The organism is Cellulosimicrobium sp. ES-005 (assembly GCF_040448685.1).
Taxonomy (GTDB): Bacteria; Actinomycetota; Actinomycetes; order Actinomycetales; family Cellulomonadaceae; genus Cellulosimicrobium; species Cellulosimicrobium cellulans_G.
Genome location: NZ_CP159290.1, coordinates 2,684,857 through 2,699,734, shown reverse-complemented (window position 1 = coordinate 2,699,734; position 14,878 = coordinate 2,684,857). Strand labels below are relative to the sequence as shown.

Annotated in this window: 13 protein-coding genes and 1 riboswitch; of the genes, 7 read left to right on the top strand and 6 right to left on the bottom strand. The window is 73.8% G+C overall.

Annotated elements, in window-relative coordinates; genetic code table 11:
- Nucleotides 1–175 precede the first annotated feature (175 nt).
- Nucleotides 176–2,461, top strand: coding sequence for an efflux RND transporter permease subunit (locus ABRQ22_RS11850; RefSeq protein ID WP_353706874.1), 2,286 nt, complete (start codon nt 176–178; stop codon nt 2,459–2,461).
- Between the two features lie 96 nt (nt 2,462–2,557).
- Here ABRQ22_RS11850 and ABRQ22_RS11845 read toward each other — a convergent pair whose 3' ends face one another.
- Complete coding sequence (locus ABRQ22_RS11845; protein WP_353706873.1) at nt 2,558–3,064, bottom strand: FBP domain-containing protein; 507 nt, start codon at nt 3,062–3,064, stop codon at nt 2,558–2,560.
- Between the two features lie 687 nt (nt 3,065–3,751).
- Between ABRQ22_RS11845 and atpC the strand changes: the two genes are divergently transcribed.
- A complete protein-coding gene (atpC, locus tag ABRQ22_RS11840; protein WP_353706872.1) occupies nt 3,752–4,066 on the top strand; it encodes an ATP synthase F1 subunit epsilon in 315 nt (104 codons plus the stop codon).
- 3 nt (nt 4,067–4,069) lie between these two features.
- Here atpC and ABRQ22_RS11835 read toward each other — a convergent pair whose 3' ends face one another.
- Complete coding sequence (locus ABRQ22_RS11835; RefSeq protein WP_353706871.1) at nt 4,070–4,468, bottom strand: VOC family protein; 399 nt, start codon at nt 4,466–4,468, stop codon at nt 4,070–4,072.
- Nucleotides 4,469–4,560: 92 nt separating this feature from the next.
- Between ABRQ22_RS11835 and ABRQ22_RS11830 the strand changes: the two genes are divergently transcribed.
- Together ABRQ22_RS11830 and ABRQ22_RS11825 are read left to right on the top strand one after the other, a co-directional pair.
- Complete coding sequence (locus ABRQ22_RS11830; RefSeq protein WP_253051496.1) at nt 4,561–4,809, top strand: DUF2630 family protein; 249 nt, start codon at nt 4,561–4,563, stop codon at nt 4,807–4,809.
- A gap of 54 nt (nt 4,810–4,863) precedes the next feature.
- Entirely contained in the window at nt 4,864–5,115 is a 252-nt protein-coding gene (locus ABRQ22_RS11825; protein ID WP_231581656.1) for a hypothetical protein, read from the top strand.
- A gap of 57 nt (nt 5,116–5,172) precedes the next feature.
- Here the strand turns inward: ABRQ22_RS11825 and metE are convergent, their stop codons facing one another.
- The gene (metE, locus tag ABRQ22_RS11820) at nt 5,173–7,677 is read right to left on the bottom strand and encodes a 5-methyltetrahydropteroyltriglutamate--homocysteine S-methyltransferase (protein WP_353706870.1); all 2,505 of its coding nucleotides are present in this window, start codon (nt 7,675–7,677) and stop codon (nt 5,173–5,175) included.
- A 32-nt stretch (nt 7,678–7,709) separates the two neighbouring features.
- Complete coding sequence (locus tag ABRQ22_RS11815) at nt 7,710–8,774, bottom strand: methylenetetrahydrofolate reductase (protein WP_353706869.1); 1,065 nt, start codon at nt 8,772–8,774, stop codon at nt 7,710–7,712.
- 115 nt (nt 8,775–8,889) lie between these two features.
- A riboswitch (SAM riboswitch) is annotated at nt 8,890–8,992 on the bottom strand.
- Nucleotides 8,993–9,388: 396 nt separating this feature from the next.
- On the opposite strand from ABRQ22_RS11815, the gene ABRQ22_RS11810 reads away from it, so the two are divergent.
- Nucleotides 9,389–10,132 (top strand): hypothetical protein, encoded by a 744-nt coding sequence (locus ABRQ22_RS11810; RefSeq protein WP_353706868.1) that lies wholly within the window; start codon nt 9,389–9,391, stop codon nt 10,130–10,132.
- A gap of 330 nt (nt 10,133–10,462) precedes the next feature.
- The gene (locus ABRQ22_RS11805) at nt 10,463–13,096 is read left to right on the top strand and encodes a LuxR C-terminal-related transcriptional regulator (protein ID WP_353706867.1); all 2,634 of its coding nucleotides are present in this window, start codon (nt 10,463–10,465) and stop codon (nt 13,094–13,096) included.
- A gap of 19 nt (nt 13,097–13,115) precedes the next feature.
- On the opposite strand, the gene ABRQ22_RS11800 is transcribed toward ABRQ22_RS11805, so the two are convergent.
- The gene (locus tag ABRQ22_RS11800; RefSeq protein ID WP_253051492.1) at nt 13,116–13,700 is read right to left on the bottom strand and encodes a sigma-70 family RNA polymerase sigma factor; all 585 of its coding nucleotides are present in this window, start codon (nt 13,698–13,700) and stop codon (nt 13,116–13,118) included.
- Here ABRQ22_RS11800 and ABRQ22_RS11795 point away from each other — a divergent pair.
- On the top strand, nt 13,669–14,574 hold the full coding sequence (locus ABRQ22_RS11795) for a hypothetical protein (protein ID WP_253051491.1): 906 nt from the start codon (nt 13,669–13,671) through the stop codon (nt 14,572–14,574). The genes ABRQ22_RS11800 and ABRQ22_RS11795 overlap by 32 nt on opposite strands.
- Nucleotides 14,575–14,630: 56 nt before the next feature.
- Here the strand turns inward: ABRQ22_RS11795 and ABRQ22_RS11790 are convergent, their stop codons facing one another.
- Nucleotides 14,631–14,816, bottom strand: a complete 186-nt coding sequence (locus tag ABRQ22_RS11790; RefSeq protein ID WP_353706866.1) for a hypothetical protein — start codon at nt 14,814–14,816, stop codon at nt 14,631–14,633.
- Nucleotides 14,817–14,878 lie beyond the last annotated feature (62 nt).

Below are 14,878 nucleotides of genomic sequence, written 5' to 3'. Positions count from 1 at the left end.
TCTCCACCCCGGTGGTCCCGAGGCGCACCCCTCGCACGGGCGGAGCGTGGTCCGACGGCGCTCCCACCCTCGCGTAGGGTGCTGACCTCACCTCACGGTCCGCGCAGGACCCGCACGAGCTCCTGCACCCGACCGGCTCTCTCCGCACGACGTCCCTCGACGAGGAGGACTGCCCATGGCGCTCGGACGCCTCCTGCACCGGACCGGACGGTTCGCCGCGCGTCGCCGTGGCGTCGTCCTCGGGGTCTGGGCGGTCCTCCTCGTCCTCGGCGCGGTGCTCGGCGGCGCCGTCTTCGACAAGACCACCGACGTCGATCCCGCCCCGCCCGGGAGCCCCTCCGCCCTCGCGGCCGAGCGTCTCGACGAGCTCCAGCCCGAGGGCGAGACCGTCGTCGCCGTCCTGTCCGGGCGCGACTACTTCTCCACGGAGCTGATCGCCCAGGCGAGCGAGGTGATGCACGGCATCCGGGCGATGCCGGGCGTCGTCGAGCTGTTCGACGCGTACACCGGTGGCGGCCTCATCGCCGACGACGGCCAGGGCTCGCTCGTGATCGTCGAGCTCGACCCCGCGCTGTCCGACGACGACGCCCTCGCCCTCGCGCACCAGGTCGCCGACGCGCTCCACACCGTCGACACCCCCGAGGTCCTCGTCGGCGGGGCGCTGCTCGCCGAGGAGGCGTTCGTCGACCAGGCGATCACCGACGCCGCCGTGGGCGAGGGCGTGGCGATCGCCGTCCTGCTGGTCGTGCTCGTCGTCGTCCTCGGCGGCCTGCGCGCGGGCCTGGTGCCGCTGCTGTCCGCGCTCGCCGCCATCGCGGTCGCGCTGCTCGTGCTCAGCGGCCTGCTGGGGATCGTGCCCGTCAACGAGTTCGCGGTGAACGTCGTGACTCTGCTCGGCCTCGGGCTCACGGTCGACTACTCCTTGCTCGTCCTGGCGCGCTTCCGCGAGGAGCGCGCCGAGCACCCGGGCCTCCCGCTCGACGAGCTCGTCGGGCGCACGCTCGCCACCGCCGGGCGCGCCGTCCTCGCGTCCGGGCTGGCCGTCGCGATCGCCCTGACCGGCCTGCTCCTGCTCGGCGACTCGCTGCTCTCCGGCATGGCCGTCGGCGGCGCCGTGGTGGTGCTCGTCGCGACCGCCGCCGGGCTGACGCTCGTGCCCGCGCTCGTCGCGACCTGGCACCGCGCCATCCCCGCCCCGGGAGCCCGCACCTGGTCCCACCCGTGGACCGGTCGCGGCGGGGCCGGGACGCTCGGGCGCCTCGCGCGCACCGCCCAGCGGCACGCCGTGCTCGTCACGCTCGGCGCGACCGCCCTCCTCCTCGCGCTCGCCGCGCCGCTCGGCTCGATGACGCTCGGCAGCTCCGAGGTCCACTCCCTGCCCGCCGACGCCGAGGCGCGCCTCGCCGCCGACGCGTCGACGTCGCGCTTCGCCGACCTCGGCGTCACCCCGATCACCGTGCTCGTCGAGGCGCCCCGCGGCGACGAGGCCGCCTCCGCCTACCTCGACCGCGTCGCGGCCCTGCCGGGCGTCGAGGACGCGATGCAGGACACCGACTACCCGTCCGAGGTCCTCGTCGTCGACGTCACGCCCGACGTCGGCGAGGGCGGCGACGCGACCGCCGCCGAGGCCCAGGACCTGCTGCGCGCGATCCGCGCGATCGACACGGGCGACCTCGACGTGCACGTCGCCGGTCCGGCCGCCGAGGTCGTCGACACCCAGGAGCACCTCGCGCAGCGCCTCCCGCTCGCCGCGGGCGTCGTCGTGCTCGCGACGTTCGTGCTCCTCTTCCTGCTCACCGGCTCGCTCGTCGTGCCGCTCAAGGCGCTCGTGATGAACCTGCTCACGCTCGCCGCGACGCTCGGCGTCCTCGTCTCGGTGTTCCAGCACGGCGTCGGGGCCTCGCTGCTCGGGTTCGAGCCGTGGGGTGCGCTCGACGTCACGACGCCCCTGCTCATCGGCATGCTCGTGTTCGGTCTGTCCACCGACTACGAGGTGTTCCTCCTCGCGCGCACGGCCGAGGAGTGGCGCGCCCGCACGCCCGGGGAGGACCTGCGCGCCGCGAACGACCGGGCCGTGCTCCGCGGCATCACCGCGACCGGCCCGGTCATCACGACGGCCGCCGTCGCCATCGGCATCGTGTTCCTCGGTTTCGCGGCGGGCGAGCTCGTCGCGATGAAGGAGGTCGGCGTCGGCATGGCCGTCGCCGTGCTCCTCGACGTGACCGTCGTGCGCGGCCTCCTCCTCCCGGCGACCATGACGCTTCTCGGGCGATGGAACTGGTGGCCGTCGTGGCGGGACGGTTCCGAGGGTTCAGTCCGGGCGAGGGCTCCGCGGGGGCGCGACGGGTCTTCCATCCGCCGCTCGTCCCTCGCGGCTCCCGCCAGACCCACCACGACCCGTCACACCCCCGCTCCGCCCTCGCCCTCGGCGTCCGGCTCACCCTCCGCGCCGCCGAGGTAGAGCCCTGGTAGGCCCAGGTAGAGCCCTGGTCTGCCGAGGTAGAGCCTTGGTCTGCCGAGGTAGAGGTCTGGTGGGCCGAGGGAGAGCCGTGGTGCGTCAGGCGTCGCGCATGACCTCGGCGACGAAGCGGGCGGAGCGCTCGCGGAGGCCGTCGACGCGGAGCTCGACGAACAGCTCGCGCATCGACTCGTCGTCGCCGATCTCGGTGCGGGTCGGGGTGCGGCGCACGTTCTGCGAGCACAGGAAGTGGGTGCAGATGAGGGTGCCGACGGTGTTGCCGCGGCGCCCGGCGGCGCCGGCGCGCCGCGCGACGTAGAGGCTCACGTCGTCCGTGACGACGACGTCCTCGCACCACGCGCAGACGGCGCGCTTGCGCATGCCGCCCGTCTTGGCGTCGGTGGAGCGCAGCAGGACGCCGCGCGGCTCGCCGTCGACCTCGACGACGGCGTACGCGAGCAGCGGCGCCTTGCGGTCGCGCCACCCGAGGTAGTCGAGGCGGTCCCAGTCGAGCGAGTCGAGCTCGGGGAGGGTCGCCTGCGCGGCCTCGCGCTTGGAGGCGTTGACGAACGACGCGCGGATCTGCTTCTCGGTCAGGGGGTTCATGGGTTCAGGGCTTCCGTGTCGGTACGGTCCCACCCTGCCCGACGGCGTGCGGCGGCGCAGGCGGCCGGCTCACCGCGACGCGGGGTCGCGGTGGCCGCACGACGACGGCGCTCGTCCGAGGCGGGGAAGGCGGGGAGGACGGCATGCCCGCTACCGCCGTCGCCAAGACCTGCTGGGTGCGGGGGAAATGTCGTCAGGAACGCGTCGTGACGACGAATCCCAGCACTCAGCGGGGCGGGGCGCCTTGTCGGCGTCCGGAGGGTGGTCTCAGCGGGAGACGGTGCGGGAGGGGAGGGTGCCCGAGCAGGCCGCCATGGCCACCTCGCAGCCTGCGGTGCTGTGCATCCGCGTCTCCTCGTCCCGTGCGGTGCGCCCGTCCGGCGCGACCTGAACCGTGGCCGTGCCCGACCGGCACGACGAACGGCTGCCCTCGGCAACCGTCACCCTCGATGGTGCGCCTCGCACACCGCCGTCGTCAACGTGATTCCCCCTCGCACGGCGAGACCGGTCGTCGCCGAACCCGGGGTTCCTCCCCAGGCTGCGCTCCACGTGGGGAGGAACCCCGGGTTCGGCGATGTCGCGACCGGTGACCTCCGGCGCCCGGAGAGGGACGAAAGACGACGCGGCGGGACGCCCGCGGGCGCGAGACTCGGAGGCTCCGCCACCCGTCGTCGAGGAGGATCCTCCGTGCCCGTCGCGCCGTCACCGTCCGAGACCGCCGTACCCGTGGGGGAGCGCCTGGTGTCCGTCGAGGTGGTGGTGCCGTCCGGGGTGTTCTGGTCGGGCCCGGCGCGCAGCGTCACGGTGCCGTCGGTGTCGGGCACGCTGGGGATCCTCGCGCGGCACCAGCCCGTCGCTGCGACCCTCACGGCGGGTCGCGTGCGGCTGCGGACCCCGGACCGTCCGACGGCGGAGCTGCGCATCGGCGGCGGCTTCCTCGTGGTCGACGACGACGAGGTGACGATCCTCGCCGACGACGCGACGTGGGTGCAGGCCCGGTAGCCCCTAGGCGGGGTCGGCCGCCGGACCGAGCTGCACGACGACGATCCGGTGCCCGTCCGGGTCGTGGACGTGCGCGAACCGGTCCCCGGACTCGGCGTCGGAGTCCGGCCCGACGAACGGCTCGACGCCCGCGGCGGCGAGCCGCGCGAGGGTCGCGTCGAGGTCGTCGACGTAGAGGACGAGGTTCGGCAGCCCGTGGCGCACGAGGGGTGCGCCGCCGTCGGGGAGCGGGACGAGCCACAGCCCGGGCTCGTCGACGCGGCCGGGTCCGACGTGCAGCAGCGGGAACCCGTCGGTCTCGCCGCGGAACAGCGTGCCGAACCCGAACCCGTCCGCCCAGAACGCGGCGCTCGCGTCGAGGTCGTGGCAGAGCAGGACCGTGCGGCCGATCGTCGTCGTCATGGCGGCGAGCCTAGGCCGTGCCGCCGACACCGCGCCCGCCCGGCGCCCGCCCTCACGGGCGCGCGTGCGCCGTCGGGCATACCGTGGACCGCATGGCGACCGACGGCGGCATCCGCAGGACGATCAGCGACCTCGTCGCGCAGGAGCGCGAGCTCCGCGAGCAGCTCGCGCACGGCGAGATCACCGGCGGGCAGGAGCACGAGCGACTGCGTGCGATCGAGGTCGAGCTCGACCAGTGCTGGGACCTGCTGCGCCAGCGCGACGCGGCCCGCGAGTTCGGGAGCGACCCGGATGCGGCGACCGTGCGCGACCCCGGTACGGTGGAGAACTACCTGGACTGATCGTCGCCGACGACGACGCCCGGGCCCACGCACCGACCTCAGAAGGAGAACGCCATGACCACGACCAGCGAGCAGGCGGCCGACAGCCCCCTCCCCACCGGGACGGAAGGCCGCGACATCCCCGGGCACGCGGGCGCGCTGGCGCGGTTCGTCGTCTCGTTCGCGCTGTTCGTCGGGGGCCTGGTCCTCATGGGGTCGGGCATGTCCGGCGTCGACGGCGGCGTGTGGCTCTTCGTCGGCGGGCTCCTCGCCGCGACGCTCGCGTTCGCCCTCCCGATGGCGGGGACGGGCACGACCGAGCGCTGACCGACACGACGCGGAGGCCGGGTCCCGACGGGACCCGGCCTCCGGCGTGTGCGGGGATCAGCCGAGCGTGGCGCGGACCGCCTTCGCCGCGGCGACCAGGTGCTCGAGGGACGGCACGGTCTCCTCGTAGCGGCGGGTCTTGAGGCCGCAGTCCGGGTTGACCCACACGACCGTCGGGTCGATCGACTTCACGGCGAGCTCCAGCAGCTCCGTGACCTCCTCCGTGGAGGGCACGCGCGGGCTGTGGATGTCGTAGACGCCCGGCCCGATGCCGCGGGAGTACCCGGCGTCGCGCAGCTCCGGCACGATCTCCATGCGGGAGCGCGCCGCCTCGACCGACGTCACGTCCGCGTCGAGGCCGTCGATCGCGCCGATGACCTCGCCGAACTCCGAGTAGCACAGGTGCGTGTGGATCTGCGTCGCGGCCTCGACGCCCGACGTCGCGAGCCGGAACGACCCGACGGACCAGTCGAGGTACGCCGGCTGGTCCGCGCGGCGCAGCGGCAGGAGCTCGCGCAGCGCGGGCTCGTCGACCTGCACGATCCCGATGCCCGCGGCCTCGAGGTCGGCGATCTCGTCGCGCAGCGCGAGGCCCACCTGGTTCGCGGTGTCGCCGAGCGGCTGGTCGTCGCGCACGAACGACCACGCGAGGATCGTCACCGGTCCGGTGAGCATGCCCTTGACGGGCTTCTCGGTGAGCGACGCCGTGTACGCGGACCACTCGACCGTGATCGGCGCGGGCCGCGTGACGTCGCCCCACAGGATCGGCGGGCGGACGCACCGCGACCCGTACGACTGGACCCAGCCGTTCGCCGTGACGGCGAACCCGTCGAGGTGCTCCGCGAAGTACTGCACCATGTCGTTGCGCTCGGGCTCGCCGTGCACGAGGACGTCGAGGCCCAGCTCCTCCTGGAGCGCGACCACGCGCGCGATCTCCTCGCGCATCGCGGCCGTGTAGTCCGCGTCCGAGAGCTCGCCCTTCGTCCACAGCGCGCGGGCGCGGCGGATCTCCGGCGTCTGCGGGAACGAGCCGATCGTGGTCGTCGGCAGCGGCGGCAGGTTCAGACGCTCCTGCTGCGCGGCCGCGCGCTCGGCGTAGTCACCGCGCGCGAAGTCCGAGTCCGTCAGCGCGGCGGCGCGCTCGCGCACCGCGGGCACGACGACGCCGCTCGCCGCGGCTCGCGAGGCCACCGCCGCGCGGGACGCCTCGATCTCGGCGGCGACGGCGTCGCGACCCTCCGTGAGCGCGCGGGCGAGCGTCGCGACCTCGCCGACCTTCTGGTCCGCGAACGCGAGCCAGTCGCGCAGGCGCGGGTCGAGCGTGGTGCCCGACGCGGTCCCCGCCTCGGCGAACACCTCGTCCTCCACGTCGTGCGGCACGTGCAGCAGCGACGTCGACGTCCCGACGGCGACCGCACCGGCGCCCAGCGTCTGGAGCGCGTCGACGACCTCGAGCTTCGCCGCGAGGTCCGCGCGCCACACGTTGTGCCCGTCGATCACGCCCGCGACGAGCGTCTTCCCTGCGAGGCCGGGGACGCCGCCGTCGGCCGCCGTCGGGACGGCGCCCTTGACGAGGTCGATCGCGATCGCCTCCACGTCGGTGCCCGCGAGGAGCGCGAGCCCGTCCCGCGCGTCGCCGCCGTCGTCCTCGGCACCGGCCTGCAGCCCGCCGAACGGCGCGGCGACGAGGATCGCGGGCCGCGCCCCCTGCGCCGAGCCCGGGATCTCTCCCGAGCCGGAGGACTCCGTGGGGAGCGACCCCGGGTTCGGCGCCGGGCGGAGGTCCGTCGCGAGGGTGCGGTAGGCCGACTCCACCGCTGCCGCGAGCTCCGTGAACGGCACGTCGACCGAGTCGGTGACCAGGATCGGCTCGTCGAGCTGGACCCACGGCGCGCCGGCGGCGGCGAGCGCGCGGAGCAGGTCGGCGTAGGCGGCGACGACGTCGTCGAGGCGGTCGAGCGGGCGGAAGCCTGCGACCGACGACGCAGCGTCGTCGGCGGCCTTCGAGAGCGCGAGGAACGTCACCGGCCCGACGACGACGGGTCGCGTGACGATGCCCGCCTCCTTGGCCTCGACGAACTCGCGCACGATGCGGTCGTCGACGAACCGGATCGGGGTGTCCGGGCCGATCTCGGGGACCAGGTAGTGGTAGTTCGTGTCGAACCACTTGGTCATCTCGAGCGGGGCGTCGTCGCCCTGGCCACGCGCCACGGTGAAGTAGCCCGCGAGGTCGAGGCGGCCCGCGTCGTCGGTGAGCGACGCGAACCGCGACGGGATCGCCCCGAGCGAGGCGGCGACGTCGAGCACCTGGTCGTAGTAGGAGAACGACCCGGGGACGGACGCGTCGTCGGCGCCGAGGCCGAGCTCGACGAGCCGGCGCACGGTCGCGAGGCGCAGCTCGCGGGCCGTGGCCTCGAGCTCGTCGGCCGACGTCTTGCCGGCCCAGAAGGCCTCGACGGCCTTCTTGAGCTCGCGGCGGCGCCCGATGCGGGGGTAGCCGAGCACGGTGCCGGCGGGGAATCCGGCCTGGATCTGGGTAGGGGAGGGTACGGAAGTGGCCATGATCGAAACCTCTTGCTGGTCCGGAGGACCGGTCAGACGGGCGTGCCGTGCGTGGCGGCGCTCGTCGGGGGCAGGGAGGTGCCGGTGACCCACGGCCCGCTGGCCAGGTCCGGGACGAGCGGGGTGGCGGCAGCGCTGGCGCTGCCCCCGGTCCCGCGCGACCCGCCGCCGAGGTGGACACCCTCGAGCAGGTCAAGAGCGGCGCGGTGCTTGTTGAACGTGTACACGTGCAGACCGGGCGCGCCCGCGTCGAGGACGCGCTGCGCGAGGTCGACCGAGTACGCGATCCCGTAGGCGTGCTGCGCCTCCGGGTCGGGCAGGGCGTCGAGCGCGTCCAGCAGGTGCTGGGGCGCGCGCACGCCCGTGAGCTCCTCGACGCGGCGGAGCCGTGCGGGCTCCGTCGTGGGCAGCAGCCCGGCGAGGATGGGGATCGTCACGCCGGCCGCGCGGGCCTCGGCGACGAAGTCGGTGTACGACGACGCGTCGTAGAAGAGCTGCGTGATCGCGAAGCTCGCGCCGGCCTGCTGCTTCTGGAACAGGCGGCGCACCTCCTGCGTGCGCGTCGTGCCGGCGGCGGGGTTGCCGTCGCAGAACGTCGCGACGGCGATCGTCAGCGGCCGGGCCGCGCCGCGCAGCGCCGCGGCCGGGTCGGCCGCGCACCGCGACGCCTCGACCTCGCGCAGGAGCGCGACGAGCTCGGTCGACGACCGGACGCCGTCGGGCGCGGGCTGCCAGTCAGGCTGGTCGCGCGGCGGGTCGCCCCGCAGCGCGAGGAAGCTCCGCACGCCCTCGTCGAGGAAGTCGGAGATGACCTCCTCGACGTCCTCGCGCGATGCCCCGACGCACGTGAGGTGCGCGATCGGCAGCACGGGCGTGCCCTGGAGCAGGCGGCCGACGACCTGGCGAGCCGTCGCGCGGTCGGTGCCCGCCGCGCCGTACGTCACGGACACGAAGTCGGGGTGCGTCGCGACGAGACGGCGTGCCGTCTCCCAGAACTTGGGCGCCGCGTCCGGGCGCCGCGGGGGCATGAGCTCGAACGAGACCGTGGGACGTGCCGCCCCGCCGTGCGCCTGCCCGACGGCGTCCGCGACGCTCACGACGTCGCCTCGCCGGGGCGCGCCACGGCACGCGGCGCCGGGACACGGAAGGGCGCGACCGCCGTCGGGCACGTGCCCGGACGGTGCGCGAAGGATGCCTCTGAGGTCATGCGTCACTCCATCGACCCTGGCGTTAGCACCTTTGTCCTCGGGAGGCTTCCGTCGGCGGGTTGCTGCGGTGTCGTCGAGCCAGGACTCTCGACCGCTCTGGATGGTTGCCACGATCCTACGGGCCATCCGGCATACGGTCGAGGGTGCCCGTCACGTGAGACGGGATGGCGTTGCCCGGGGGTGCCGTGACGTTCGGGGACGTGGGCCGGTGTCCGCGTCCCTGGACGGCGAGAACACGGTGTGAGTGCGATCGCAACAGGGTGACCCCGGGGGTGACCGCGGGTGAAGGATGCTGTGAGTGGTATCACGGGTGGGGCCGCCAAGCATGCTCTCGCCTGCGACGATGCGCGCCGTGGCTCTCAGGAGCGCTCAACTGGACGGTCGTTCAGGTCTACCGTCGAAAGGCGTGGTCGACCCGCTCTGACATGCGATCTGCCCGGCCCCTCTTGGCGGAGTACGAACCGGGCAGATCTCTCCCTCTCAAGGAAGGACCTCACTGTCCCATGCGTATCGCATCGGGGGCAATGCTCGGCGCTGCCCTCATCCTCAGCCTGTCCGCGGCACCCGCGCTCGCTGGCGGGTCCGACTCGCCCACGCCCTACCGCGTGGCCCCGGAAGGGCTCTATCTCCCCGCGGGTGACGCGTTCCCGGACGGTGGCCACGTGAACGTCCGCTACACGGTCGAGGGCGCCGAGCGGTCGGTCGGCATCCACTTCGAGACGCTCAACGACCAGCCGTCGGGCCGGTTCGTCGGCTCGAGCTTCCTCCCGTGGTCGGCGCTCGTCCACTCGGACGACTACTGCATCACGTGGGTCCAGGTCGCCCACTACGACGAGCACTTCGGTGAAGGCGGCCAGGATCCCGTCTGCTCGAGCGTGCCGTCGGACCCGGTTGAGCCGTCAGACCCGGTTGAGCCGTCGGATCCGGTCGAGCCGTCAGACCCGGCCGAGCCGACAGACCCGGCCGAGCCGACAGGCCCGGCCGAACCGACAGGTCCGGCCGAGCCCACGCACCCGGCGGACCCGAGCGATCCGGCGGAGCCTGTCGTGCCGTCGCAGCCCGTCGACATGGTCGTGGCCGAGCCGACCACGGACGCCATACCTGGTGCGGCGCAGCCCGCGGAGAAGGGAGAGCTGGCGGCGACGGGGCTTGAGACGGTGCCGGTCGCGGCGGCGTCCGGTGCGCTGCTCCTGGCCGGTGTCCTGCTCGTTGCCGGGCGCCGCCTCGTGCGCCTCCGCGAGGGCTGAGCGGGAGCCGGTTCCCGTGAGGTCGGGCCGTCGCTCCGTCCTGTGGTCACCCTCAGGATCACCCTCCGTACCTCCTGACTTCGCCGGTCCGTGAGGTTGTATCGGGGCAGACGTAGGGCGCGCGGTAACCGTGTCGCCCTGCGTCCTTGTGCCGGGCGCATGACGGATCACCCGTCGTGACTCCGGCCGACCGACGTCTGTCAGAGGTATGGAGCGGTGGCGGAGGCGAGAGACGGCGGACGACAGCGAGAGCAGGGTTCACCCTCGATCAGCGGGTGGCAGCAGGTGCTGACCGGTCGGGAAGAGGCGGGCGGCGCGGGACGGGCCGAGGTGGAAGCGGCGCTTCGCGGTCTGCTCCCGCGTCTGGCGACGACCTCTGCGGCGATCGAGCGTCCGCTCCTTGACGACACGCTCACGAGCACCACCCGTCACGTCCTGGTCCGCGCCGCGCGCGGCTTCGGGAAGACCGTGTCGGTCGCACGGTGGTCGCGGGCCGCGCTCGCCGAGGGCCAGGTGATCGTCTGGCTCTCGGCGTCCGCGAGCGACCCGGCGCGGCGGTGCATCGGTGCCGGAGAGCTCGCGGACCGCGTTCTCGACCAGGTGCGGTACGTGCTCCGGCCCACGGGGTCCACCGATCTCGACGGCGCGGGACCCGGGCGCCTCGGGGCGCTGCTCCGCGCTCTGGGCCCGGTGACCGTCGTCGTCGACGACGTCCGTGCAGGCCATGCAGGCCTCATCGACGCGGCCTGCGCGGCGGCGGTCGCTCTCGGGGCACGGGCGGTCGTGCTGAGCACCGTCGGTCCCACGCCCGTCCGGCGGGGCACAGGCATGGTCGAGGTCGGCATGGCTGCGCTCGCATGGAGCGCGCAGGACACGGTGCGCTTCGCCCGGGTGCGAGGGATCGAGATCACCGAGGAGGTGGCGGGGCTCGTCACCGACGGACTTGGCGGCTACCCGGCGTCGATCGTCACCGCGGTGGCCGACCTGGGTTCGGGCGGTTCGGGAGGAGTCGATCTCCACGACGCGGTCCCCGCCGTCGTCCGTCGAGAGACGACGCGAGCTCTGGGGTCGTTCGTGCCTCCGGAGATCATGCCCTTCCTCCTCGACACCTGCGTCGAGCGTCGTCTCCAGGTGGACGAGCTCGACGACCTGACGGCGGTGCCGGACGCGCGCTCGACGGCTCGGCGACTCGTCGAGGGGGGGATCCTCTACCGTCATGTGGGCGCTGACGCGGGCGTGCTCGAGTACGAGCCCAGGATGCGGCAGAGCCTGCTCTCGCACCTGCGCTATCTGGATCCGGCCGGCTACGTGCGCCGCTTCCAGCAGCGTGTGGACGCTCACGTCGCCCGGGGGGCCACGTGGGCGGCCCTCTCGCGGGCGCTCGACTCCAGAGAGCCCGGAGTCGTGGACCGCGCGCTGGTCGCGACCTGGCCCGACCTGCTCGCCGTCAGCTCCGGGCCGGGCTTCGACGAGCTGTGGCGCAGCGCCGTCGAACGATGTCCGGAGAGCATCCCGGGCCGACTCCGCATCCTGCGCGCGGCGATACGACCCACGATCGGCCGCATCGAGTCGCTCGACGAGCACGACGAGCCTCTTGCCGAGGCCGTCGCGCCGACGACCGCATCGCCTGAAGCGCGGGCGTTGGACGCCTTCTGTCGGGTCGCACTCCTGCGCCGCGCCGGCCTGTACGACAAGTCCTTGCAGGCGGCACAGGGTGCGCTCGACGATCTCGGTGCCGACCGCGGCGCGCCGCGGTCGATCGGCGCGGCAGTGCTGCTCGAGCTGCAGGCGTCGATGAGCGCGCTCTGCGCAGGTCTGGTCCGGGTCGCGGCAGCGTTCGCCGACTCGGCCTCGCAGCGGGCCACACGCTCGGGTGCGCTCTCCGTCGCTGCCGTGGCGTGCGAGCTGGCGGCGGTCGCGGAGGCGTGTGGTGGTGATCTCGTGGCCGCGGACGAGTGGGTGCGCGAGTCGCGGTCCTTGCCGGCCCCGCCCGCCTGGTGGCGCGGGTGCGGGGGGGACGTCCCGTCGGTCGTCGCAGCGCTGGTCCACCTGGAGGGTCGCCGTATCGACGAGGCCAAGGCGTCGCTCGGGAGGAGCATCGAGAGGCCGGGCGGTGACCTCTGGTTCGTGCGGAGGCATGTGATGGCGGTGATGGCCGAGCTCAGCGGTACTCCGGATCTCGCGCTCGACGTCCTGGTGGCGGATGCCGCGAGGAGAGGCATGGCGGTCGAGCCCGACGCGAGCGAGCGGCGCGCACCTTTCCTGGTCGTGCAGGACGTCGCTCGCTTGCACCTGGTGGCGGGTCGCGGTGCAGCCGCCATCCGCGTCGCCGACACCCTCCCGCGGTCCGCGCCGGTCCGAGACGTCGTCAACGCCCATGCGCTCGTGGCGAGCGGGAGCCTGGTCGAGGCGTTCCGTCGCGTCGCGAGGCTCGGCGAGAGGGCCCGGCTGACGACGGGGGCTCGCATCGAGGGCCTCGCCGTCACGGCCAGCGCACTCGTGGCGCTGGGAGAGAAGGACCAGGCCCGCGCGGAGATGCGGCGGGCGTGGGGCCTTGCGCGCCGGGCGAACGCGCTGCTCGAGCTCCGGTGGGCCTCTCCTGAGGCGATGGACCTCCTGCTCGCGGACGTCGACGGTGCGGAGCGTGCCGAGCTGGAGCCGGTGGCGGAGCTTGGGCGGCGGGCCTCGCCCGAGGGCGGGACGGTCCTGCTGCCCGAGCGTCAGCTCCTCGTGCTCCAGCTCGTCGTCGACGGGCTGAGCGGCCCCGAGATCGCCCGCAGGCTCTACGTCTCGCACAACACGGTGAAGACTCAGATCCGCGAGATCTACCGTCGCCTGGGCACCCACACGCGTGCGGAGACGGTGATGCGCGCGAAGCAGCTCGGTCTCGTCGCGGCGAGCCGGGGAGCGGTCCGGCGCGGCGTGAACGCGGCCTCGGCGGCAGGTACGAAGCAACATCGATGACGGCGCCGGTCGGCCCCGGCTAGGGCTCCGTCGTCACCTGCCCGTGGTGGCGCAGATAGGCGTGTCGGAGGCGTTGCCGCGCCCGCCGCGCGAGGGACGACACGGCGTTGGGGCTGATCCCGAGCACGTCGGCCAACTCTGCGGGCGAAGCGCCCAGGACCTCGATGTGCCAGAGCACCTTCTGCCATCGTGCCGGGAGAGCGGCGAACGCGTCGAGGACGCGATGTCGCTCGATCTCGTCCAAGAGAACGTCTGGATCGTGGTGGGTCCCGTCGAGCCGGTGCAGGTCCGTCGCCCGGACGCGGTCCTGGGACCGCAGCGTGGACCACGCGACGCGTCTCACGATCGTCAGGAGGTAGGCCCGCACGTGCCGTGACGGACCGCGTCCGGCGCGGATCACACCCAGGAGGGCCGTGAAGGACTCGGCGACCACGTCGTCGGCCCAGGACGGGCCGACGAGCGCCCTGGCCACGACCAGTGCGTACGGTCGGTGAGAGCGGTAGAGCGCAGCGAACGCGTCGTCGTCGCCCTCGCGCAGCCTGGCCACGAGCTGCTCGTCCGAGAGGGGCGCCGTGAGCGAGGGCGACCCGGTGTCGAGGGTCACCTGTTCAGGGAAACGCGCGAGCGTGGCCTGCGCGCGGCAGGAGAGGGTGATTCGGCGGGCGAGCGACGTGTCGGTCCCGGTCCGTCATGAGACGGGTCCGCGGACGTCCTTCTCCACGATGACCACGACCGGGGCAGGCGCGCCGCTCGACGAGCTGTGCGAGAGGTGGCGCGCGGCGACGTTCGCAGCGGGCTGGGACGCGCTCGCGGACTGGGCGGTCCCCGCGGTGGTCCACGTGGCTGCCGCGCACCTGGGAGGCCGGGACGTCACCGGGCCTGCGCGAGCCCTCGGCATCGCTCGCGCGAACGCGGGGGTCGGTATCGCCGACGGGATCCGGGATCTGGCGGTCTTGTACTCCCTGGGCGGCGCAGGTCTGCCCGGCCCCGTCGTCGCGGCTCTCGCCGACGGGTGGGAGCGGACGTCGGGCATGCTGGGCGGGGCGGCAGCGCACGGGAGCCTGAGCGGTCTCGGGACGGTGGACGACTTCCTGAGCGGCTGTGGCGCGGTCGTCGCCTCCTATCGCCACGGCCGGGAGGGCGACGTGCCGATCGTCGTGGTGGTCGACGGCCGGGCCGGTTCGTCGGTCCCCCTCGACAGGTGGGAGCGCGACCTCGCACTCGGGGAGTCTCTGCGCCGCGTGTTCCCTCCGCCCGCACCCGCCTGCTACGTGGACGGCGTCGCCCTGGTGGTTGCCTGGCGCGTCCCCTGCGAGGATCCGGACACCACGCGGAACGTCGTTGCGACCCGTGTGCGAGACGAGCTTGCACGATGGACGGCAGGTTCGCTGAGGGTGCCTGTCCGGGTCGGTGTCGAGGCCCTCCCGGACGACTCGCGTGGGCTCGGACGGCTCGTGCAGAGACTGCTCAAGACGTAGTCCGGGGCAGCCGCCCGGACCAGGCGGGCGGGAGCAGTGTCACTCGTCGAGCTCTTCTACCACGCCGAGACGACGAGCATGACCAGCACGAGCAGGCCACCGAGGACGCAGCACACGCTGAGCACGGCGAGGAGGCGTGCTGTCCGGCGCTGTCGCCGGGGCGTCGGCGGCTTCCACGTCACGACCGGCGCTTCCCAGCCGCGCAGCTCCTCGTAGTCGTCGGTGCGGATGGCGCGGAGCACCACGTGGGTGGGTGGTGCGAAGGTTCGCGGACCGCTGCCCCACGACCAGGGAGCGACGATCT